This window comes from Sphingomonas sp. PAMC 26617 (assembly GCF_000242835.1).
Classification (GTDB): Bacteria; Pseudomonadota; Alphaproteobacteria; order Sphingomonadales; family Sphingomonadaceae; genus Sphingomonas.
Window position 1 is genome coordinate 3,389,820 of sequence record NZ_JH594425.1, and the last position, 20,463, is coordinate 3,410,282.

A 20,463-nucleotide genomic window follows, 5' to 3' on the forward strand; every position below is an offset into this window, starting at 1 on the left:
CAGCGAATGTCGTCCAACCTCGCGCTGCGGTCGGTGGTCGGCGTAGCGTTGATCGGGGTGGCGCTCACCAGTGTCCTGTTCGGCGATATCGCCTTCTGGCTGCTGTGCGTCGTGCTCGGCCTGTTCATGATGGGGGAATGGGCGGATCTGCACGCCGCTCCGCCCAGCACCAAGCGGCTCGCGCAATATGCGGTGTCGGTCCCGCTCGCGATCATGGCACCGCATCTCGGGGCGGGACCGGGCTTCTTCGCTCTTGGGCTGATCGCCGGCGCGGCATTTTTCATCGTAATTGTGACGCGGCGGCAGGGACTTGCCACCGGTATCGTCTATGTCGGTCTGCCGATCCTCGCCTTGCTGCTCATCCGCAGCCAGGCAAACGGCATCGTGCTCACGATCTGGACGCTAGCGCTCGTCTGGGCATGCGACATCGGCGCGTATGCCGCCGGGCGCTTCATCGGCGGACCGAAGCTCGCTCCCCCGATCAGCCCGAACAAGACCTGGGCGGGCCTCGGCGGTGGCGTCCTTGCGGCCGGGTTGTTCGGCGCGTTCCTGCACCTGCGATATGGCTTGCCGCTGCGGCTGACGCTGGCGACGCCGTTTCTCGCGGTACTGGCGCAAGGCGGCGATCTGTACGAAAGCTGGCTCAAGCGGCGCGCCGGAGTCAAGGACAGCGGCACCCTGCTGCCCGGGCACGGCGGCGTGCTCGACCGGCTCGACGGGCTCGTCCCGGTCGCGCCGGTGGCCGCGTTTCTCATCCTGTTACCGAAAGTCTATTGGTGGTGAAGACGATCACGATCTTGGGGGCGACGGGGTCGATCGGCACCTCGACGCTAGACCTGGTGGAGCGCGAGCCCGACCGGTTCGAAGTCCTCGCGCTGACCGCCAATTGCGACGTCGCGCGGCTCGCCGCCGCTGCGATCCGCACGCGCGCACGGCTTGCCGTCGTGGCGGACGAAGCGTGCCTTCCCGACCTCCGACAGGCGCTGGCTGGAACCGACACGGTCTGCGCGGGCGGACGCGCGGCGGTGATCGAGGCGGCGACGCTTGGCGCGGACATCACCATGGGGGCGATCGTCGGGTGCATCGGGCTGGAACCCGTGATGGCCGCGATCACCGGGGGCAAGACGGTAATCCTTGCCAACAAGGAGCCGCTCGTCTCGGCAGGGGACGTGGTTCTGGCGGCGGCGGCTAAGCACGGTGCGACGCTGTTGCCCGCGGACTCCGAACACAATGCGATCTTTCAGTGTTTCGACGCGGCACGGCCCGAACGCGTGCGCCGGATCATCCTGACGTGCAGCGGCGGTCCATTCCGGACCTGGTCGACCGAGGCGATGCGCGGCGTCACCCCGGAGCAGGCGGTCGCGCATCCCAACTGGTCGATGGGCGCGAAGATCTCGGTCGATTCGGCAACGCTGTTCAACAAGGGCCTCGAACTGATCGAGGCCGCTCGGCTGTTCCCGGTGCCGCATGAGTCGATCGAGATCGTGATTCACCCGCAATCGGTAATCCACTCGCTGGTCGATTACGTCGATGGCTCCGTGCTCGCGCAGATGGGGCCGCCCGACATGCGCACCCCGATCGCGCATTGTCTCGCGTGGCCCGACCGGATGGCGACGCCGATGGCCCCGCTCGACCTGGTGGCGATCGGACAGCTCGATTTCGAGGCGCCCGATCCCGAGCGGTTCCCCGCGCTGCGCCTGACGCGCGAGGCGCTCGACGCCGGGGGAGCGCGGCCTGCAATTCTCAACGCCGCCAACGAGATTGCGGTCGCCGCTTTCCTCAACCGCGAAATCGGCTTCCTCGAAATTGCCGCAATCGTGGACGATACGCTGTCGGTCTATCATCCGGCCGCACCGGGAACGTTGGGCGACGTTCTCGCGGTCGACGCCGAAGCGCGCAGCATAGCGCGCCGGCAGGTGGGGCATCGCAACGGGGCGTTGATGAAGGATAACGTCGTTTGAGCCAATCGCCCGGATTTCTGCTGACGATCCTCGCGTTCGCGCTGGTGATCGGTCCACTCGTGTTCCTGCACGAGATGGGACATTATCTTGCCGGACGGCTGTTCGGCGTGAAGATCGACGCTTTCTCGATCGGCTTCGGCAAGGAGCTGTTCGGCTGGACCGACCGGCTCGGCACGCGCTGGAAGTTCAGCGCCTTGCCGCTTGGCGGCTATGTCAAATTTGCCGGCGACATGAATGCCGCCAGCGTTCCCGATCCCGCCTGGCTCGAGCTCCCCGCTGCCGAACGCGCGCGGACCTTGCAGGCGCGCCCGGTATGGCAACGCGCGATCGTCGTCGCGGCGGGTCCGGTCACCAATTTCGTCATCGCTATCCTGATCCTCGCGGGCTTCGCAATGACCTACGGCGTCGACCGGACGCCATCGCTGGTCGGGGTCGTCAGCCCGGGCAGCGCGGCGGCGAAGGCCGGGCTGCAGACCGGCGACCGGATCACCGCGCTCAACGGGCGCGCGATCGCGACGTTTAAGGACGTCTTCCAATATGCGGTTCTCCGCCCGGGCGAGCCGGTGCGGGTCGATTACGTTCACAACGGCGTTCCGCAGAGCCGCCAGACCGTTCTTGGCGTTGCAACCGAGCGGGACCGGTTCGGCAACGAATTCAAGAAGGGGCTGCTCGGGATCGGACCGACGACACCCGTCGCGCACCCCGTCGGCCTGCTCGAAGCGCCGCTCGTCGGCATCGACGTGACCGGGGAAATCCTGCGGACCACGGTCGAGGGGTTGGGGCAGATCATCTCCGGGCGTCGCTCGGTCGACGAACTCGGCGGGCCGCTGCGGATCGCCAAGGTGTCGGGGGAGCAGCTCTCGCTCGGCTGGCCGGTGCTGATCTTCTTTATCGCCGGGGTGTCGATTAATCTGGGATTCATCAACCTTTTGCCAATTCCGATGCTGGATGGCGGGCATCTTTTCTTCTACGCGATCGAGGCCGTGCAGCGTCGGCCGGTCGCGCCGACCGTGCAGGAATGGGCGTTCCGCGGAGGATTGGCAGCGATTCTTGCCTTGATGGTGATGGTAACGTTCAACGACCTCGGCGCATTCGGCCTCTGGAAGACCCTCGGCGGGTTGATCGGTTGACGCAGGTAAGGCAGGGCGGGCCAGCGTTTTTGGCCACGCGGGTATTTTCTCCGATTTGGGGTGGGATGTGACAGCGATCAAGGTTTCTCCGTTCAGGGCACGGGCCACCGCCGTGTTGCTGGCAAGCACGATGTTCTCGTGCCTGCCCGCCGATGCCCAGACCACGTCGCCCGCCGGACGTCGTGCAGCGCCGGCTCCTGCTGCGGCACAAACACCGGCGCCTGCTGCTGCCATTGCCCCCGCCGTGACGCGGACGATCAAGTCGATCCGCGTCGAGGGGTCGCAGCGGCTCGAGCCCGAGACCGTGCTGTCGTACACCAAGCTACGGTCCGGCCAGGCCTTCACCAACGAATCGCTCGATCAGGCGATCAAGGATCTGTACGCGAGCGACCTGTTCGCCGACGTTTCGATCGCTGGCGCGGAAACGGGCGACATCGTGTTGCGGATCCGCGAGAACCCGGTGATCAACCGGATTATTTTCGAGGGCAACAAGCGGCTCAAGGAAGACAAGATCAAGAAGGAGGTGAAACTCGCCCCCCGCCAGATCTTCACCCGCACCGCGGTCCGTCAGGACGTCGCGCGGATCATCGAGCTGTATCGCCGCCAGGGGCGTTTCGCCGCGGTGGTTGAACCCAAGATGGTCAACCTCGACCAGAACCGCGTCGACGTGATCTTCGAGGTGAGCGAAGGGCCGAAGTCCAAGGTTCGCCAGATCAACATCCTCGGCAACCAGGAGTTTTCGGACAACAAGCTGCGCGAACAGATGGCGACCAAGCAGGCACGCCTGATCACGCTGTTGAGTTCGAACACGAGCTACGACCAGGATCGGCTCGCCTACGACCAGCAGAAGCTGCGGCAGTTCTACCTGACCGAGGGCTATGCCGACTTCAAGGTAACGTCGGCGGTTGCCGAGCTGACGCCCGACAAGAAGGACTTCATCATCACTTACGTGGTGGAGGAGGGCAAGCGCTACAAGTTCGGCGACGTGACCGTCGACAGCGACATCCGCGACTTCGACAACAAGAAGCTCGCCGCCAGCCTCGGGATCAACAAGGGCGACTGGTATAACGCGAAGAAGGTCGAGACCGCAGTGGACTCGCTCAGCGAGGCTGCCGGCGCGTTCGGCTATGCCTTCACCGAGGTGAACCCGGACTTCCAGCGCGACAAGGAAACGCTGACGATGGGGATTAATTTCCACATCGCCGAAGCCAAGCGCTCCTATGTCGAGCGGATCGACATCAACGGCAACACCCAGACGCAGGACAAGATCATCCGTCGCGAGATCCGTCTTGCGGAAGGCGATGCGTTCAGCAGCTTCCAGGTCAAGCGGTCGCAGGATCGCATCAACTCGCTCGGCTTCTTCCAGGACAAGTTCGAGATCAAGCAGACGCAGGGGTCCTCGCCCGACCGCGTCGTGCTGACCGCGAACGTCGAGGAAAAGTCGACCGGCGAGCTGTCGCTGTCGGCCGGTTTCTCGAGCCTCGAGCGGTTCATCATCCAGGCGTCGATCCGCCAGCGCAACTTCCGCGGCAAGGGCCAGGAACTGCGCGCCAGCGTCAATTACTCGACCTATTCCAAGTCGGTCGAGCTTGGCTTCACCGAACCGTATCTGCTCGACAAGAATATCGCGATCGGTGGTGACATTTTCCGGCGCGATTACAACGCGTTCAACTTCACGACCGGGAACCAGCGCAACACCACCTACACGCAGGTCTCGACCGGCTTCCAGCTTCGCGCCGGCATCCCGCTGACCGAATATTGGCAGCTCGCCGGCCGTTATGGTCTGTCCTACGACCAGGTCGGGCTCGATCAGGCGACCTATTTTACCAACGGCGTCTGCGATCCGCTTCGCGCCGGCCGCTATCTGTGCGACTCGATCGGCAACCGCTGGACCTCGTCGGTCGGCTATTCGCTGCTGTACGACAGCCTCAACAGCCGCCTGCGCCCGACCGCAGGGCAACGTTTCATCTTCAGCCAGGATTTCGCCGGGCTGGGCGGGGACGTGAAGTACATCCGCACGAAGGTCGAGGGTTCGAAGTTCGTCAATGTCGGCAGCGGGTTCATCGCGTCGCTCAACGTCGAAGGCGGCTATATCAAGTCGCTCGAGAAGAGCCGCGGCGTGGGGATCGACAAGGTCCGCATCACCGATCGCTTCTATCTCGGCGAACCCGATTTCCGCGGCTTCGACATTCGTGGCGTCGGCCCGCGGATCCAGCGTATCCCGTATCAGACCGATGCGGCGGGCAACCAGACGCTGGTTACCGATCGCAACCAGTTCGTCGATGACGCGCTCGGCGGCAACGCTTACTATCTCGGCAAGCTCGAACTCGAGATCCCGCTCGGCGCGGGTGCTCGCGAACTCGGGTTGCGGCCGTCGATCTATGTCCAGGCGGGCGCGCTGTTCGGCGTTACCCGTCCCAAGCCGACCGCGACGTTCCAGACGACGGTCGACCCGGTCACCGGTCGCACGATCGTCCTTCCGCTGACACAGGCAGTCCTCGCCACCAACGGTAACCCGTATTACACCGTGCCTGCCACCGACGGCACCAATCCGTCGGCAAACACGACGTGCGCGGTCGGCTATTCGGCAGCGGTCGGCGGGGCCTGCTCGGGCACTTCGGTCAATACGCCGCTGACGACTCAGGTTTCGGCGCCGTTCCTCGAACGCTTCGTCGGGGATTCCCCTCGGCCGCGTGTGTCCGTCGGCGCGGGCGTGAACTGGAATTCGCCCTTCGGACCGCTTCGCATCGATCTCGCTTACGCCCTCCTCAAGGACAAGGGCGACGATAGTAAACTCGTAACTTTCAACGTGGGGACACAGTTCTGATGAAGACCACCTATTCCATCCTGCTCGGCTGCGTCGGTCTTGCGGTTGCCGGCTCGGCACAGGCCCAGGTCGGCGGTATCGCGATCGCGGATCCGGAGACCGTGATCCTGACCGCCAAGGCGCTCGACGCGGCGAACACCTCGATCGCGACGACCTACAAGGCGCAGCTCGACCAGGCGACCGCGCGTGCACAGGCGCTCCAGGCACAGCTCAACACGCTGTACGCACCGCTCGATCTCAACAAGGACAAGCAGTTGTCCGACGACGAGATCCAGAAGGCGCAGGCTGCCAAGAACCCGGCACTGACGCAGATCGAAACCGCACAGCGCACCGGCCAGGCCGATGTCGCACGGCTGCGTGGGCCCGCAACGCTGGCGCAGGCCTATGCGATCGAGCAGATTTCGCAGAAGTACGCTGCCGCGATGCAGGCCGTCGTCGCTTCGAAGAAGCTCAGCTTGTTGCTGTCGGCGAACACCGTCCAGTTCAGCACGCCTGCCGTCGACGTGACCGACGCCATCAAGGCCGAGCTCGACCGCGCGAACCCGACCGTGCCGTTCACGCCGCCCGCCGGCTGGCAGCCGAGCCAGCAGACCCAGCAGCTGCTCCAGCAGTATCAGCAGCTCGCCTATATCTCGGCGATGCAGCGTCAGCGCGCCGCTGGCACGCCGGGCGCTGCTCCGGCTGCGCCGGCTGCCGGCACTAAGGCACCGCAGGGTCGCTGAGCGTCGCATGGCAGACGGTGAAACCGAAGGCCGTGGCGCCATGGGCCCGCTCGATATCGGGCGGGTCATGGCGGCGCTGCCGCATCGTTACCCGATGCTGCTGGTCGACCGTGTCGAGGATCTGATCCTCGACCGGTCGATCATCGCGATCAAGGCGGTGACGATCAACGAGCAGTTCTTCCAGGGGCATTTCCCGGGGCGTCCGATCATGCCGGGTGTGCTGATCGTCGAGGCGATGGCGCAGGCGGCGGGGATTCTCGCGGTCGAATCGCTCGGTCTCGCCGGCTCGGGCAAGCTCGTTTATTTCATGGCGATCGACGGGGCCAAGTTCCGCAAGCCGGTCGAACCCGGCGTGCTGCTGAAGCTCGAGGTCGCGTTCGTCCAGAAGCGTTCGAGCGTCTGCAAGTTTTCCGGCCGCGCGACGATCGACGGCCAGCTTGCCGCGGAAGCGAACTTCACCGCGATGATCGCCGATCCGCCCAAGTGAGCGCGGCATGGACGGCCTGACCTTGTTCGGGCTGTTCGCGGTCTCGGCGATGTTATTGTGCTATGCGCTGGAGGACCGCTCGCCCTGGTGGGTGCTGGGGTTCTCCGGGTCGTGCGTGCTCGGCTCGGCCTACGGGTTCCTGCAAGGCGCGTGGCCGTTCGGGCTGGTGGAGGCGATCTGGTCGATCGTTGCGTTGCGGCGATGGTGGGCAATTCGGGCAAGCCCGCGCGCGCGATAGTTGCATTGCACGCGTGTCCCTGATACGGCCCGCGCCTTGTTTGCTGGTCGGAAACCAGCGACTTTTCGGAGAATTCAGTCGTGAAGAAGAACATCCATCCCGATTATCACACCATCACGGTGCAGATGACCGACGGTACGCAGTTCCAGACCCGCACCACCTGGGGCAAGGAAGGCGACCTGATGACGCTCGACATCGATCCTCTCGCGCATCCGGCCTGGACCGGCGGCCGTGGCACGATGCTCGACGCAGGCGGCCAGGTTGCCCGCTTCAACAAGCGTTTCGGCGCGATGTCTTCGATCGGCAAGAAGTAAGACCTGTCGGGGGCGCCGCGAGGCGCCCCTTCTTACGCGGACAAACCGTTCGTTTCGAGCATCGTTGAGAAACCGGTCACCCAACGTGGTGCTTGGTTGCTCGACGTCGCTAGAAACGGGCGGTTTTTGCGTGTTTTGATCTGTCTCGTTGCCGCCATAGCCGTCGAACTGTCGATCATGCCGGCTGTGCAAAACGCTCCAGGAACGCCGCATGCGGCGGGAGCCGGTCAACGGTTGCGGCAATGCCGCGCTTCAATTCCGACAGCGCGCCCTGCAACTGGGCGGTCGGCATCGTCGCCGGAAGGCGGTGATGGCTGCGCGGGGTCACGCCCTGACCCAGCATGACCTCGATCCAAGAGTCGGTGCGGAACAGCTCGTCCTTGTCCTGATACGCCATCGCCGATTCCCGGAACAGGGCGATCCGGCTTGCGAGACTGTCGGGGATCGGCAGCGTCCGGCGCGATTGCCAGAACGGCGTGTCGTCGCGCTCGGTCAGGACATAGTGCAGGATAATGAAGTCGCGGACCTGCTCCCACTCCCGGCGAGTGCGGGCGTTGAATCGGTCGGCGAGCGCCTTGCTGTCTTCGCCGAAGGGGAAATTCTGGACCAGCCATGTCACCGCAACCATGACGAGATGGATGCTGGTCGATTCGAGCGGTTCGACAAACCCGCTGGCAAGCCCGAGCGAAAGGCAATTGTGGTTCCACACCCGCCGCCGCATCCCGCTGGTGAAGCGGATCTGGCGCGGATCGAACAGCGGCTTGCCGTCGATGCCGGCGAGCAACCGCGCGCGAGCTTCGTCGTCCGAGAGATACGCGCTCGAATAGACCAGTCCGTTGCCCGTGCGATGCTGCAACGGGATCTTCCAGCGCCACCCGTCGCCGTGCGCGATGGCGCGGGTGTAGGGCAGGGGGCCTTCGGTCGTTTCGCTCTGCACCGCGAACGCGCGGTCGGTCGGCAACCAGTGCGACCAGTCCTCGAACCCGGTCTCGAGGCTGTCCTCGATCAGCAACGCGCGGAAACCGGTGCAATCGATGAAGAAGTCACCGTCAACCCGCGCGCCGGAGGCAAGCACCAGCGTGGTGATCGCGCCGCTCTCTCCGTCGCGTTCGACCTGCGCGATCCGGCCCTCGATTCGCGTGACGCCATCGGGCTCGGCGACGCCGCGCAGGAAACGCGCATAGCCGGTCGCATCGAGGTGGTACGCGTAAGCAAGCGTCTGGTCGCGATCGAGCGCGAACCGCTTGGCAGCGGCCGCCTGGAGTTCGAGCGAGTAGTCGCCATAGTCCCCGCCGAACCCGCGCGCGCGCGCCTCGAGCCAGAAGTGCTGGAAATCCGCGACGAAGGTCGATCGCCCGACCGAGCCGAAGGCGTGAAAATAGCGTGCGTCGATCCGGTCCCAATGCTCGAACGAAATGCCCAGCTTGAAGGTCGCGTTGGTTGCGCGGATGAAGGCATCCTCGTCGACCCCGATGAACTGATGGAAGGTGCGGATCGTCGGGATCGTCGACTCGCCGACGCCGACCGTGCCGATCTCGTCGGATTCGATCAGCGTCACGTCGACCAGCCCGGCGAGCTGCCGTACCAGTGCGGTCGCGGCCAGCCATCCCGCCGTGCCGCCGCCCGCAATGACCACCCGCTTGAGCGGTCGTGCCCCGGAAGACGCGATCATCGGTTGAGCTTCTGCGCGACCATCGCGCGCAGGCGTCGCGCGGTCAGCGTGTCGAGGGGCGCAAGCGGGCCATGCGCCGCCGGGGATAGATGCGCGGTTGCCGTATCAGTGGGGCCGAACAGATAATGATCGAACATTGCACGCCATGCCTGTTTTTCGGAATCGGGCCGTCCGCGCAGACTGAGCAGCCCGTGCAGCAGGGTCGTCATCGGGGAATCGAAATACGCGGGAACGCTGTTCCACCAATAATTGACGAGAATGTTGAAGCCGTCCAGCGCCTCGACGTGATGCCACCACAAGGCGGGATAGACCAGCACGTCACCGGGCTCGAGCTCGGCGACTTCGGCCACCGCCAGCGCATCGGCGAAACGCGGGTACCGCTCCAGATCGGGCGCGCGCAGGTCGACCATGCTGACGACTTGCCCTGCGGGGGTGGGGTCGATCGGGCCGGGATACAGATTGCTCGCCTGGTCAGGGGGGAACAGCGTAAAGCGCCGATGGCCAGCGACACAGACGGCGAGATTGTTCGACATGTCCCAGTGCGTCGCGGCGATCGTGCGATTGCCGATCCAGATGCTCGCGAGCGGGGGATGGTCGGCGAAGGTGCCGTCGCAGGGGACGATATCGTTCTCCGCGCGCAGACCGGGGAGGAAAAGGTCGAGATCGGTCGAGCCGACATAGAGCGAGACGCTCTCCTCGCTGTCGGGAAGCGCGAGCAACCGGTCGAGCACGCTGCCAAGCGCCGCCCGCTCACTGGTGAAGTTCATCGCGGTGCCATCGGGGGTGTAGTGAAACCGCCCGCGGATCGCCGGATCGCCGACATAGACGATCACGGGTCGGCCCCCGTCCACCTTGCGCAGCAACGCCGCCGCCGCCGCTGGCGATTCCCGCCCGGCGCGAACCAGCGGCCAGTCCCGCGCCGCGCCCTTGAGGATCACCGGCCGCCCCTCCGCGATCAGCTCTCCGAGCGCAATCGCGTCGATGGCGATGCCCGAGCGGGTCTCGGTCCGTCGCAGCGTCGGCACGTGCGTCGTATCAGCGGACGGCATCGCGCGACCGCTTGCGCTCGATCAACGCGGAGATATTCCCCAGCGACGTGATCGCCCATACGGCACAGCGCAGGAAATCCTGCGCATTGAGGCTTGCCAGCGTGGCGCCGTCGAGCGTTGCGAACCGCGCGGCGGAGACGAGGTAGACGTCGGGAATGGCATAGCGCCGTCCGTCACCGATTTCGAGCTCGAGCGTCGCCGCCTCGAACAGTCCGGCGTCGGCGAATGCCGCGGCCATGACGGGCGAAACCTGGTCGCCGGCGAAGATCGTCCGCAATACCCCGCCGACATGGTCGAGATAGGGGGCATTGCCGCCATGGTCGAGAAACACCTGCTCCCCGTCGGATCGACTGACGCGGGGATCGGCAAGGTCGACATGGATCATCGGTTCCCCCGGCTCCCCCGGTGCCGGCATGCCGATCGAGAAGGGGCCGCGTTGCAGGAGCGCGGGAATGAAACGCGCGTTCCACGTCGTCCCGTCGAGGTACAGGTTCTCGTCCCGGTCGAGCCCCAGCAATACCGATGCGCTATATCGGCCGTCGTCGGTGCGGCGGAACAGGATGACATATTCGCGGGCGAGCGCATCGAATTCGGTTGGAAAGACCGGAATTTCGTTGATCCCGTCCCCCCAGGCCGCCCCGCGCTCGGTCCTGATGCGGAGGTCGTGGTGATCGACGTTGTTGAGCAGGACGCGGGTGTTTGCGGAATCAGGGCCGGCCATGGTCGCTTGTGCGCTTTCGTGAAGGTCCGGCTCGTTTTACACGATCGCATCCGCCCGTCACCCCAGACGTGCGGGGGCCGCAGCGCAAAGTGCGGGGTGTGCAGGGCGCTTCCCCGTCTCGGCCGTTGGCACACATAACGTGCCGGGTTTGCGGATGCGTCGGCGCGGCACAGGCTGACGACGGGAGAACCCGCCCGGGAACGGCGTCCCGCCTGACGAGTTCACCATCGTCCGTCCGCCGCAACCCGGTGGTGCGGTGGGACCAGCGAGGAAAGACCCATGATCGACCTGAACACTGCCTCCGCCGCGGAACTCGATTCGGTACCCCAATTGAAGGGCCACGGATTCGAGATCGTCCGATACCGCGACGAACGCGGGCGCTTCGGCGCGATGCGGCAACTCGACGAGGTTCCGGGACTGGCGACGAAATGGGATGGCGCGGAGGCGATGGTCGAGGTGGCCTGACGGTGCGGCGCGTCCCATTGCCGCGTTCGTTGCGCCGATTTTGCGGACCTCCGGGTGTCGTACCGACGACGCACTAGCGCCCTTCGCCAATGCACGCGCCAACCCGGCCGCTCACTCGGTGGGCAAGGCGGAGCTGGCACGTTCCGGGCTCAGCGCACCGTCCGACGTCCAGCGTAAGCAGTCGACGAGCGCGCGCAACGCCGGTGTCACCTGGCGGCTCGGATAATAGAGGTAGCATCCGGGGAAAGGCGGACACCAGGCGTCGAGGACCTGGATCAGCGTGCCGTTGGCGATTTCCTCCGCGACGTCGTGTTCCAGCATATAGCCAAGCCCCGCCCCGGCGCGCACCGTCGCCTCCACGAGGCGCTCCTCGTTCACGATCAACTGTCCAGCGGGGCGAAACCTGATCTCGCGCCCATCCCGTTCGAATTCCCACGGCAACAGACCGCCACCGCCGAGCAGCCGATAATTGATGCAGTTATGACCTTCCAGATCGGCAGGCGTGGCGGGCAGGGGACGGTCGGCGAAATACCCCGGCGTCCCCACCACCAGCGTGCGGAGGGCAGGCCCGACCGGGACCGCCACCATGTCGAGATCGACCGTCTCGCCGAGGCGGATCCCGGCGTCGAAGCCACCCGCCACGAGATCGACAAGCCGGTCCTCGACGATCACTTCGACCGAAATCTCGGGATGCGCGCGCAGGAAATGCGGCAGCCTCGGCACGAGCACCGTGCGCGCGGCATAGCCGAACGTCGTCAACCGGATCGCGCCGGAAGGAACGCCGCGCCAGTCGGCCAGCGCGGACAGCCCGCGCGCGACTTCCGCAAGCGCCGGATCGAGCGAGCGGAGCAGGCGCTCGCCCGCCGCGGTCGGCGCGACGCTGCGCGTGGTCCGCGCGAGCAGCCGGACGCCGAGCCGCGTTTCGAGGCTGCGCATCGCGTGGCTGAGCGCGGAGGGAGAAAGGCCGAGTTCGGCGGCCGCGCGGGTAAAGCTCCGCACGCGGGCGACCGCCGCAAAGGCTGCCAGATCGTCTAGGTCGCCACGTCGCATTGCTGCATGCCCTTCACAAGCCCATGCCGTCGATGCCGTCTAATCAGGGGGGCGCCAAGCTGTATCTTGTGATCGTATCTCAACGGAGCGACAGTCATGAGCCTCACCACCTACCGTACATTGGGCCGATCAGGCCTCGCGGTCAGTCCGCTTGCCCTCGGCACGATGACGTTCGGCGCCGGACGATGGGGGGCGGACGAGGCGACGTCGCGGGCAATCTTCAACGCCTATGTCGAAGCCGGCGGTAACTTTGCCGATACCGCCGACGTCTATTCTGGTGGCCACAGCGAGGAAATGCTCGGGCGCTTCGTCGCCGAGCGCGGCAATCGCGCGCGGATGGTGATCGCCACCAAATCCGGCTTTCCGCGCACTACGGGGACGCCGCTTGCCGGGGGCAATTCCGCGCGCAACATCCGCGACGGGATCCACGGATCGCTGCGTCGGCTCGGCACCGATTTCATCGATATGTACTGGACCCACGTCTGGGACCGGACGACCCCGCCCGAGGAGGTGCTTCGCGCGCTAACCGACGCGGTCCGCCGCGGCGATATTCTATATTATGGCTTTTCCAATGCGCCGGCCTGGTATGCAGCGCAGGTTGCGACGCTGGCACGCGCGCATGGCCTGCCCGAGCCGATCGGGCTGCAATATTCCTATTCGCTGATCGATCGCGGCGTCGAACTGGACGTGATCCCCGCCGGTCAGGCGCTTGGACTGGGGCTGGTCGCCTGGAGTCCACTGGCAGCAGGGTTGCTGACCGGCAAATACGGTCGCGAGAAGCTCGCCGATGCGGGTCCGGCGGGAAGCCTGCCCAATCGGTCCGGCGGCACCACGGCAGACGGGAGCGACGGCCGGTTGAATGGCGACAACCCTTTCGGCGGCATGCTCTTCACTGAGCGGAACTTCGACGGCGTCGACGTCCTTCAATCGGTCGCGGCTGAGATCCGTCGACCGATGGCACAGGTAGCGCTCGCCTGGGTCGCAGCGCGCGGCGGGGTTGCTTCGGTGCTGGTGGGCGCAAGCCGACCGGCGCAATTGATGGAGAACATCGCGGCGCTCGATATTGTCTTCACCGCAGACCAGCAGACACGTCTGGACAGCGCCGGTGCTCCACCGATGCTCAACCCCTATTTCATCTTCGACCTGCCGCGCTCCGCGATTTTTGGGGGCCAGCACGTCGAGCCATGGGCGCCAATCGTAGCGTGAGGGAAGGCGGGGGCGCAAACGCGCCTCCGCGCCCCGGCTCGAACGCGCGTCACCCCCGCATCGCGTATTTCCGGCAATGGTCGAGATATCCGGCCTCGTGACTTCCCGCCAGCGACACGACGCTTTCCCACAGCCAGTTCGGCGCATCGATCGCCCCGCGACGATCCGCGTCGAGGATATCGACCCACGCGTGCCGCGTCGCGCTATCCATCTGGCGGGCATGCGCCTTGCCCACCACGAAGGCGAGATATCGCGCCGCCTTGACCGCTTGCCCCGCGCTGAATTGTTCGACCTCGAGCTTGAGGTCCTGCGGAGACAGTTCGCGGATGAACAGTGATCGATCTAGCGCGTGCGCGGCGACCATCCGGCTCCCGAGGTGCGGCGACAGCGCGCGCGCCGCGGCGACCACGCGCGCGCCTTCGTCCGTCGGCATCTTTGCCCCCCTGGCGACGGGAGCGATCGGGGTCGTCGCTTCCTTCAGGTCGATCAACGCGTAGTCCGACCGGCCCTTGGCGTTCTTCAACCCGACCAACGCGGCGAACCGCAGGAGACCCAGCGAACTGCAGCCCTTCATCCAATAGGCCGCATCGACCAGCCGCACCGTGCGGTCCCGGTCCTTCTCGTCGAGCGAGAGCACGAGCGCAGCGACGTCCGGTTCGGTGACGAGCGCGGCGAGCGAAGCACGTTCGGCCTTCTCCAGCGGCCAGAACTTGTCCCCCAGCGGAATCGCCGGCTCGTCGCTGGCGAAGCGCTCCTTGGCGAGATGACGCCAGCGGCGACCGAGCGCGCGGCGTTTGACGCTGCGGACCGCATCGGGTTCGGGACCGGCTTCACCATTTGCCGGATCCGCCATCGCGCTGGCGTAACCGGTCACCATTTCCTCGATCATGTGCGCCGTAGTGACCCCTGGAAGATCCGAACCACGCGCCGCGGTCGCAAGCGACAGGCCGAGGCGGATGAGATCGTGCGCCGGGTTGCCGATGACGGCCTGATCCAGATCGCGGATCTGGATCGCGACGCGCCCCCCGCCATCGTTGATCGGCCCGAGATTGCCGAGATGGCAGTCCCCACAGATCCAGATCGCCGGCCCTTGCGGAACCCGCCGCGATGCCGGCGATTCCGCCAGCCACTCGTAGAATTTGGCCGTATTGCCCCGGACATAGGCATGGGTCGACCGCGCCATCTTGAGCTGGCGCTTGGCAGCGAGAAGGGCGGGCCGCTCGGCCAGGGTCGGTTTGGGCATTCGGGTCCTTTGCGCCGCGTTGGGCGAATACGATGGCAGGCAAGCTAGGCACGCCGACGATCCAGGCAGCGGGCCGAAATATCGAAGCGACCGGACTCGGCGGCGTCGCAATGATGAAGTCCTACGAACCGGTCGCAGCTTGCCTGAACGCCCCTTCACCGGACTGGTTCAGCGCCGATGCCGTTACGATGCGGTATTTCTGGTTGATCTGGATCGTAACGGCGAAAATCGGCTGGAAAACCGCCCGTTTATCTCAGGGAGGAAGCAGTCGGCGGCGGCGGCGGGCATGGACGCCGGGAAAAAGACCGGCGAGAGGTTTACCAATTCGCCTGCTGCGCATCACAGGCTCCCCAGCTTGAGGCGCACCCCTCCCGTGGCGGTAAACGGCTTGCCGTAGAGCGCGGCGGTGAAGCCGTCATTGGTGCCGATGTAGCGCCGATCGAACAAATTCTCGAATTGCCCGAACAGTTCGACGTCGCGGCGTACGGCCACGCTGGCACCGAAGTCGGCGATGAAGTGCGCATCGGTCCGGTAAAGTCTGTCGGGATCGCCGTTGGTGCGCGAGAGGTAGCGGACCCGCGGACCGAGCTTGATGCCGTGGGGGCCGGTCCAGTCGAGACTCGCACTTGCGCGATGCCGCGGGATGCCCGGCTGTTGAAGGCCGATGCTGGCCGGGTCTTCCGGGTTCCGGGTCACGATCGAGTCCGCATAGGTGTAGGCCAACGTGCCGCCGAGCTTGGGGCTCGGCCGCCACGTCAGTTCCGCTTCCACACCGCGGCTGCGCGCACTGCCAGCGTTGATGAGTCGCGCGCCGATCGCAAATCCGACGGGCAGCGTGGCGGGGTCGAGATACCGGTAGGTCAGGAAATCGGGGATGCGGCTGGTATAAGCGGTCGCCTGAAAGCGGACCGGACCGCGATCGACATCGAACCCGGCTTCCGCCCCCTCGAGTGTCTCGGGCTTCAGCGCCGCGTTGCCGTAGAGGATGTACCCGGGGACCGACGCGCCACGGTACAGATTGTCGAGCGTCGGCGCCCGGAACGCGCGGTAGAGCGCGCCACGGAGCGCGAAGCCGGCGGGCAATTGGTACCGTAGCGAGAGGCGTGGATCCACGTCGCTGTCGTGCCGGTTCGCGGTTTTGCCGAGGCCGCCCGGCGTATCGTCCACGCCGTTGAAGCTGAAGAAATCCTGGTAACGGACGCTGAGCAGCACTTGCAGGGGATCGAGCGGCCGGAGGTCCGCCTGGGCATATCCGCCGAGGAACCGCTGGTTGCCCGACCCGATATCGGTTCGAAGCCGCGCGCCGGTTTCATCGAAGATGCCCGCCCGGTCGATCCCCTGAACACCGTGATAGTCGGCCCCCGCCGACAATGCGCGGACAAGACCCGAGAATGTCTGCGTCCAGACCAGCGATGCGCCCCAGTCGTTCGCGCGGGTGCGGTGGCTGTTCTGGACGAACTCGACGTCGTTGGGGTTGGCGTCCGCTGGCGAACCGGGATTGTTTGTGATGAACCGCTCGTCGTTGTGGAACGCCGTCAGGTCCAGCGACCCGCCCGCGCGCGGTGTCCAGCGGATCGTGCCGGTGTAGCGCCACGTCCGCTGGTCGTTGGTATTGGCACGCGTGAGGAACGTCTGGTCGTTATCATAATAACTGACCCGTGCGCGTGCGGTCAGGTCCGGCATGAGGTCGACGTTCCCCGACAAGGCAACGGTCCGGGCCGTGAACGAGGTCGGCACCGTCGCAGCGCCGCGCGCACTTTCGCCCTGTTCGACATAGCCGTCGCTATGCTGCACCCCGGCGTCGAGACCCACCCCGTAGCCGGTGCCCGCAAATGCCGCGTGGCCGTCCGCTCGGTAGCTCCCGCGGCTGCCGCCCGCCACTTCCGCAACCGCGCCGGTCTTCGTGATCGGCCTGGTCAGGATATTGATGACCCCGCCCATCGCGTAATTGCCCCAGAGCGGTGCGCCGCCGCCGCGGACCACCTCGACGCGGTCGATCGTCTCCAGCGGCACTTCGCTTCACTGGACGTAGCCGAAGAACGGATCGTTGATCGGCACACCGTCGAGCAGCACCAGCGAGCGGATGCCGCTCAATCCCCGCATCGACACGATGGTGTTGGTGGGGTGCTGTTCGTTCGTGCCCGCGATCGGCAGATCGACCGAGGGGACGCGCCGCAGCACATCGTCGATCGTGCGCGCTGGCGTGTTTTCGATCTGGGCTGCGGTGATGACGCTGACGCTCGCCGGCACGTCGGCCAGCGCGCGCGCGGATCGGGTGGCAGTGACGACGATATCGCTCGCAGCGGGGGAGGCGAGGTTCTGCGATGACGCCGGGGTGGCGAGCAGGAGGCACGGCAAAGCGCCCCCGGCGAGCAGGTAGGATCGAGACATGGAGATACCTTCGACTGGCCCGAACGTTCGAAACGCGGGCCATGGATCACGGGCACGCCGGGCGAACCGGCGCGGATGGAAACGTCAAAGGGCCGTTGGTGGTCCGCGCAACGGTGGCCACAGAAAGCCCGGAGCCGCCAGTTCCGGTCGGGAAACGCCGATCGTTCCCATCGCCATCACAAAAGCGATCAGGCTCGCGAGCAGGATCGGATCGACCGAAGCCAGCATCGCGGCGGACAGCCCGGCGAACGCGCACGGCATTTCGGCCTTGCCGTGATCCTGCGACTTTCCGTGATCGGCCATGCCGCCATGCACGCCCGGCATTGCCATCGTCATTGGAGCGGAACCCATGCCCGGGCACAGCGTGATGGCGATGCGACCATGATCGCTGCCGATCATATAGCCGACGGGCACTACCAGTTTCAGGATGAGTGCCGCGACGCAGATCAGCACCGCGAGATGGCGTTGCGCCAGGAGATGCCGGAATGCCTGCACGGGCCTCGCCTAACCGCGGCGGCGGGGCGTGTCACCTGGACATTGCGTCCCGACCCCCATGCGCGAAACCGTCCGCAGGAATGGAGCTATCGCGCGTCCCGGACATGCTGGTAGGACCATTCCACCATCGGACGGCGTCGGAAAGCTCCTTACATTGACCCATGTTGGGCAACACATTGCCATCATCGCGCCGCCGACTGCCGGACACTTCAATCCGCTGGCGGCTTTGGGGACGGCGCTTGCCGCCGCCGGTGCCAGGGTCACCTTCGTGCATATGGCCGAGGCGCGGTCGCTTGTACCAGGGTCCGCAGTCGGTTTCGCCGAACTCGACCATCCCGACGATCGCCCGGGGAAGCTGGCAGACTATTACCGGAAGCTCGCCCAACCCTCCGGGGTCATCGGGCTTCCCAGGATGATCCGCGGTACCGCCGCCATCACCGAGCTTTTGTTGCGGGCGCTGCCGGCGGCGTTGCAGGACATCGAAGTCGACGCAGTGATCGCGGACTCTGCCGAGCCGGCGGGAGCGCTGGTGGCACGGCATCTCGACTTGCCGTTCGTTACTGCCGTGACGGGGTTGCCGCTTCTCCGGGAGCTGGGTGTGCCGCCGCCGTTCCTCGGCTGGGCCTATCGCGCGGACCGCTGGGGACGCTTTCGCAATGGCGGAGGCTATGCCGTCAGCGACGCCCTGTTGAGGCCCATCACCGAAACCGTCTCCGCGCATGCCCGCCGTTGGGGTCTCGATCCGAGTCCGCGAAAGCAATGGTCGGACCGTCTGCAAATTGCGCAATGCCCGGAGGCGCTCGATTTCCCGCGGACGGCCTTGCCGGCACGCTTTCATTACGGCGCACCGTGGCGGCTCGAGGAAGCGGCTGACATGCCGCTGCCGGACGACGACCGGCCCCTCGTCTTCTGCTCGCTCGGATCGTTGCAGGGAGCGCGACGATCTTTGTTCGCGGCGATGACGCGGGCCTGCGCCGCGCTTGGGGCACGTGCGGTGGTGGCGCATGGCGGTGGGCTGACCGCGGACGAAGTCGCCTCGCTTCCGGGCGACCCGCTGGTGCGCGCGTTCTGGCCGCAGACCCGTATCCTGCCGCGCTGCTCGGCAGCGATCCTGCATGCCGGCTTCAACACCGTACTGGATGCGTTGGCGGCGGGCGTACCGATCGTTGCGGTGCCGCTGGCGTTCGAACAGCCCGCCACCGCGGCGCGACTGAACCGGATCGGCGCGGCGTGCGTCGTGTCGCCAACCGACGCGAGCAGGAGCGGACTCGAAACGGCGCTGAAACGGGTCCTGAACGATCCACGCTACCGGCACGTCGCGCAGACCCTCGCCGGGGAGATCGCGGCGGCGGACGACCTCACCGCGACCGCGGCGTTGGTCCTGGCCGCGTTGCGCGCGGACGACGCAATTGCGCCAGCGACGCGGAACCGATCGGGCTCGTCGCCGCGGGTCGCGTCAGGCGTCGGGCTGCGATGATGGCAGGCGGCGCCAGTAGCAGGCCTGCGATGACATCCACGCCGTAATGTCCCCCGAAGACCGGCGTCGCGACGATCGTGAGAACCGCCCATCCGCCGCCGGGAACGGCAAGGCGGGGCACCGCGCGGAACGCCCAGACGAAGATCGCGGCGAGCGTTGCATGGAAGCTGGGAAAGCTGACGATCCCCATCAGCATGGTCAGGTCGAGCGAGCGGAGCGACCCGTCGCGTAGGCCCGTGATCAAGCCCTGCTCCTGCCACGCGACCGACGGCCACAAGTGCAGGTAATCCGCGGGATCGAACAGGTTCCCCATCGCCGGCGTCACGCCGGAGATCAGGATACTCACGAAGCCCGAACCGATCGCCGCGCACACGGTCGTCCGCAGCGTGTCGAACTTGCCCAGCGCGCTCAGGACGACGATCACGACGATCATCTGCAGGATGAGGCTGTGGTATGCGAGCCCCAGCAACCAGACGACGGGCGGTGCCATGTCCAGCCGGCTGCGCACCACCGGCCAATCGAAGCCGATCGCACGATCCGCGGCGGCGAGTCGACCGTCCCAGAGATCCCCGGCGTTTGCCGCAAGCGCATAGGCCAGGACGACCCCGAGCAGCGTAAAGAGCGTCATTTGCGCAAAAGCCGCCGCGCCGGCGGCGAGCCGCGGGCGTCCGGTCGTCCGGCCCGCCACGATCGCGACGCCCAGCGCGCAAAGCGCTGCGGCTGCGGGCAGGGCGCGGACCGGATCGACCGAAAAGGCATGACCGTATTGAGCGAGGAAGACGCTGATCGTCATCCCCGCAAGAAGCAGCCAGGACGGCATTTCCGGGCGGTCGGCAGGATTGAAGAAGGCGCGCATCGCGACCGAACGCAGGTCGGGCGGAGGCGGTCCCGAAAATCTTCGGTGCCGCCGATTTTTGCGGAATCGTTCTTATTGCGGACGTTCCACGATGCGCGGACGGCGGGATTATTCGGGCACGGCCTCTCGCATCATGCCGCCGCTACGCTTATGTGCGGT

General features: G+C 66.0%; 21 protein-coding genes. 12 read left to right on the forward strand and 9 right to left on the reverse strand.

Annotation, left to right across the window (positions count from 1 at the left end; genetic code table 11):
- The first annotated feature begins 6 nt into the window (after positions 1-6).
- The 8 genes from RH91_RS14890 to rpmE all read left to right on the forward strand — a co-directional run bounded on the left by RH91_RS14890 (position 7) and on the right by rpmE (position 7,679).
- Positions 7-783, forward strand: a complete 777-nt coding sequence (locus RH91_RS14890; protein WP_010163693.1) for a phosphatidate cytidylyltransferase — start codon at positions 7-9, stop codon at positions 781-783.
- Complete coding sequence (locus RH91_RS14895) at positions 780-1,961, forward strand: 1-deoxy-D-xylulose-5-phosphate reductoisomerase (protein ID WP_010163695.1); 1,182 nt, start codon at positions 780-782, stop codon at positions 1,959-1,961. Before RH91_RS14890 ends, RH91_RS14895 begins: the two co-directional genes overlap by 4 nt.
- Complete coding sequence (locus tag RH91_RS14900; RefSeq protein ID WP_010163697.1) at positions 1,958-3,091, forward strand: M50 family metallopeptidase; 1,134 nt, start codon at positions 1,958-1,960, stop codon at positions 3,089-3,091. The genes RH91_RS14895 and RH91_RS14900 overlap by 4 nt, the downstream gene beginning before the upstream one ends.
- A gap of 244 nt (positions 3,092-3,335) precedes the next feature.
- On the forward strand, positions 3,336-5,918 hold the full coding sequence (bamA, locus tag RH91_RS14905; RefSeq protein WP_010163699.1) for an outer membrane protein assembly factor BamA: 2,583 nt from the start codon (positions 3,336-3,338) through the stop codon (positions 5,916-5,918).
- Positions 5,918-6,640 carry an OmpH family outer membrane protein gene (locus RH91_RS14910; protein WP_010163700.1) on the forward strand — a complete coding sequence of 241 codons (723 nt, stop codon included), beginning with the start codon at positions 5,918-5,920 and terminating at the stop codon, positions 6,638-6,640. Before bamA ends, RH91_RS14910 begins: the two co-directional genes overlap by 1 nt.
- Positions 6,641-6,647: 7 nt before the next feature.
- The gene (gene fabZ, locus RH91_RS14915) at positions 6,648-7,127 is read left to right on the forward strand and encodes a 3-hydroxyacyl-ACP dehydratase FabZ (RefSeq protein WP_010163701.1); all 480 of its coding nucleotides are present in this window, start codon (positions 6,648-6,650) and stop codon (positions 7,125-7,127) included.
- A 7-nt stretch (positions 7,128-7,134) separates the two neighbouring features.
- Complete coding sequence (locus RH91_RS14920; RefSeq protein WP_010163702.1) at positions 7,135-7,365, forward strand: hypothetical protein; 231 nt, start codon at positions 7,135-7,137, stop codon at positions 7,363-7,365.
- Positions 7,366-7,445: 80 nt separating this feature from the next.
- On the forward strand, positions 7,446-7,679 hold the full coding sequence (gene rpmE / locus RH91_RS14925) for a 50S ribosomal protein L31 (protein ID WP_010163703.1): 234 nt from the start codon (positions 7,446-7,448) through the stop codon (positions 7,677-7,679).
- A 175-nt stretch (positions 7,680-7,854) separates the two neighbouring features.
- Here rpmE and RH91_RS14930 read toward each other — a convergent pair whose 3' ends face one another.
- From RH91_RS14930 to RH91_RS14940, 3 genes are read right to left on the reverse strand one after another with little or no spacing between them, the layout of a single operon-like run.
- Positions 7,855-9,351, reverse strand: coding sequence for a tryptophan halogenase family protein (locus tag RH91_RS14930; RefSeq protein WP_010163704.1), 1,497 nt, complete (start codon positions 9,349-9,351; stop codon positions 7,855-7,857).
- Entirely contained in the window at positions 9,348-10,400 is a 1,053-nt protein-coding gene (locus RH91_RS14935) for a cupin-like domain-containing protein (protein WP_010163706.1), read from the reverse strand. Before RH91_RS14935 ends, RH91_RS14930 begins: the two co-directional genes overlap by 4 nt.
- A complete protein-coding gene (locus RH91_RS14940; RefSeq protein ID WP_010163707.1) occupies positions 10,387-11,121 on the reverse strand; it encodes a SapC family protein in 735 nt (244 codons plus the stop codon). Before RH91_RS14940 ends, RH91_RS14935 begins: the two co-directional genes overlap by 14 nt.
- 279 nt (positions 11,122-11,400) lie before the next feature.
- Between RH91_RS14940 and RH91_RS14945 the strand changes: the two genes are divergently transcribed.
- Positions 11,401-11,586: a helix-hairpin-helix domain-containing protein gene (locus RH91_RS14945; RefSeq protein ID WP_010163709.1), complete on the forward strand. Its 186-nt coding sequence runs from the start codon at positions 11,401-11,403 to the stop codon at positions 11,584-11,586.
- Between the two features lie 111 nt (positions 11,587-11,697).
- Here the strand turns inward: RH91_RS14945 and RH91_RS14950 are convergent, their stop codons facing one another.
- The gene (locus RH91_RS14950) at positions 11,698-12,636 is read right to left on the reverse strand and encodes a LysR family transcriptional regulator (protein ID WP_010163710.1); all 939 of its coding nucleotides are present in this window, start codon (positions 12,634-12,636) and stop codon (positions 11,698-11,700) included.
- Between the two features lie 96 nt (positions 12,637-12,732).
- Between RH91_RS14950 and RH91_RS14955 the strand changes: the two genes are divergently transcribed.
- A complete protein-coding gene (locus tag RH91_RS14955) occupies positions 12,733-13,842 on the forward strand; it encodes an aldo/keto reductase (RefSeq protein WP_010163711.1) in 1,110 nt (369 codons plus the stop codon).
- A 49-nt stretch (positions 13,843-13,891) separates the two neighbouring features.
- Here the strand turns inward: RH91_RS14955 and RH91_RS14960 are convergent, their stop codons facing one another.
- Positions 13,892-15,085 carry a DUF2252 family protein gene (locus RH91_RS14960; RefSeq protein WP_010163712.1) on the reverse strand — a complete coding sequence of 398 codons (1,194 nt, stop codon included), beginning with the start codon at positions 15,083-15,085 and terminating at the stop codon, positions 13,892-13,894.
- Between the two features lie 32 nt (positions 15,086-15,117).
- Between RH91_RS14960 and RH91_RS22540 the strand changes: the two genes are divergently transcribed.
- On the forward strand, positions 15,118-15,444 hold the full coding sequence (locus RH91_RS22540) for a hypothetical protein (RefSeq protein WP_157136950.1): 327 nt from the start codon (positions 15,118-15,120) through the stop codon (positions 15,442-15,444).
- On the opposite strand, the gene RH91_RS14965 is transcribed toward RH91_RS22540, so the two are convergent.
- The 3 genes from RH91_RS14965 to RH91_RS14975 all read right to left on the reverse strand — a co-directional run bounded on the left by RH91_RS14965 (position 15,425) and on the right by RH91_RS14975 (position 17,929).
- Positions 15,425-17,098: a TonB-dependent receptor gene (locus RH91_RS14965; RefSeq protein WP_010163713.1), complete on the reverse strand. Its 1,674-nt coding sequence runs from the start codon at positions 17,096-17,098 to the stop codon at positions 15,425-15,427. The two genes, RH91_RS22540 and RH91_RS14965, sit on opposite strands and share 20 nt — an antisense overlap.
- 6 nt (positions 17,099-17,104) lie before the next feature.
- Positions 17,105-17,476, reverse strand: a complete 372-nt coding sequence (locus RH91_RS14970; protein WP_010163714.1) for a TonB-dependent receptor plug domain-containing protein — start codon at positions 17,474-17,476, stop codon at positions 17,105-17,107.
- Between the two features lie 84 nt (positions 17,477-17,560).
- Positions 17,561-17,929: a DUF2946 family protein gene (locus RH91_RS14975; RefSeq protein ID WP_232283523.1), complete on the reverse strand. Its 369-nt coding sequence runs from the start codon at positions 17,927-17,929 to the stop codon at positions 17,561-17,563.
- 196 nt (positions 17,930-18,125) lie between these two features.
- Between RH91_RS14975 and RH91_RS14980 the strand changes: the two genes are divergently transcribed.
- Complete coding sequence (locus RH91_RS14980) at positions 18,126-19,448, forward strand: nucleotide disphospho-sugar-binding domain-containing protein (RefSeq protein ID WP_232283524.1); 1,323 nt, start codon at positions 18,126-18,128, stop codon at positions 19,446-19,448.
- Here RH91_RS14980 and RH91_RS14985 read toward each other — a convergent pair.
- Positions 19,330-20,268 carry a phosphatase PAP2 family protein gene (locus RH91_RS14985; RefSeq protein ID WP_157136951.1) on the reverse strand — a complete coding sequence of 313 codons (939 nt, stop codon included), beginning with the start codon at positions 20,266-20,268 and terminating at the stop codon, positions 19,330-19,332. The two genes, RH91_RS14980 and RH91_RS14985, sit on opposite strands and share 119 nt — an antisense overlap.
- Positions 20,269-20,463 lie beyond the last annotated feature (195 nt).

Coding starts and splice junctions, on each gene's coding strand:
- RH91_RS14890 (WP_010163693.1), top strand. CDS start 7: ATGTCGTCCAACCTCGCGCTGCGGTCGGTGGTCGGCGTAGCGTTGATC.
- fabZ (WP_010163701.1), top strand. CDS start 6,648: ATGGCAGACGGTGAAACCGAAGGCCGTGGCGCCATGGGCCCGCTCGAT.
- RH91_RS14930 (WP_010163704.1), bottom strand. CDS start 9,351: ATGATCGCGTCTTCCGGGGCACGACCGCTCAAGCGGGTGGTCATTGCG.
- RH91_RS14920 (WP_010163702.1), top strand. CDS start 7,135: ATGGACGGCCTGACCTTGTTCGGGCTGTTCGCGGTCTCGGCGATGTTA.
- RH91_RS22540 (WP_157136950.1), top strand. CDS start 15,118: ATGGCAGGCAAGCTAGGCACGCCGACGATCCAGGCAGCGGGCCGAAAT.
- RH91_RS14970 (WP_010163714.1), bottom strand. CDS start 17,476: ATGTCTCGATCCTACCTGCTCGCCGGGGGCGCTTTGCCGTGCCTCCTG.
- RH91_RS14960 (WP_010163712.1), bottom strand. CDS start 15,085: ATGCCCAAACCGACCCTGGCCGAGCGGCCCGCCCTTCTCGCTGCCAAG.
- RH91_RS14940 (WP_010163707.1), bottom strand. CDS start 11,121: ATGGCCGGCCCTGATTCCGCAAACACCCGCGTCCTGCTCAACAACGTC.
- RH91_RS14950 (WP_010163710.1), bottom strand. CDS start 12,636: ATGCGACGTGGCGACCTAGACGATCTGGCAGCCTTTGCGGCGGTCGCC.
- RH91_RS14945 (WP_010163709.1), top strand. CDS start 11,401: ATGATCGACCTGAACACTGCCTCCGCCGCGGAACTCGATTCGGTACCC.
- RH91_RS14910 (WP_010163700.1), top strand. CDS start 5,918: ATGAAGACCACCTATTCCATCCTGCTCGGCTGCGTCGGTCTTGCGGTT.
- RH91_RS14935 (WP_010163706.1), bottom strand. CDS start 10,400: ATGCCGTCCGCTGATACGACGCACGTGCCGACGCTGCGACGGACCGAG.
- RH91_RS14955 (WP_010163711.1), top strand. CDS start 12,733: ATGAGCCTCACCACCTACCGTACATTGGGCCGATCAGGCCTCGCGGTC.
- RH91_RS14985 (WP_157136951.1), bottom strand. CDS start 20,268: ATGCCGTCCTGGCTGCTTCTTGCGGGGATGACGATCAGCGTCTTCCTC.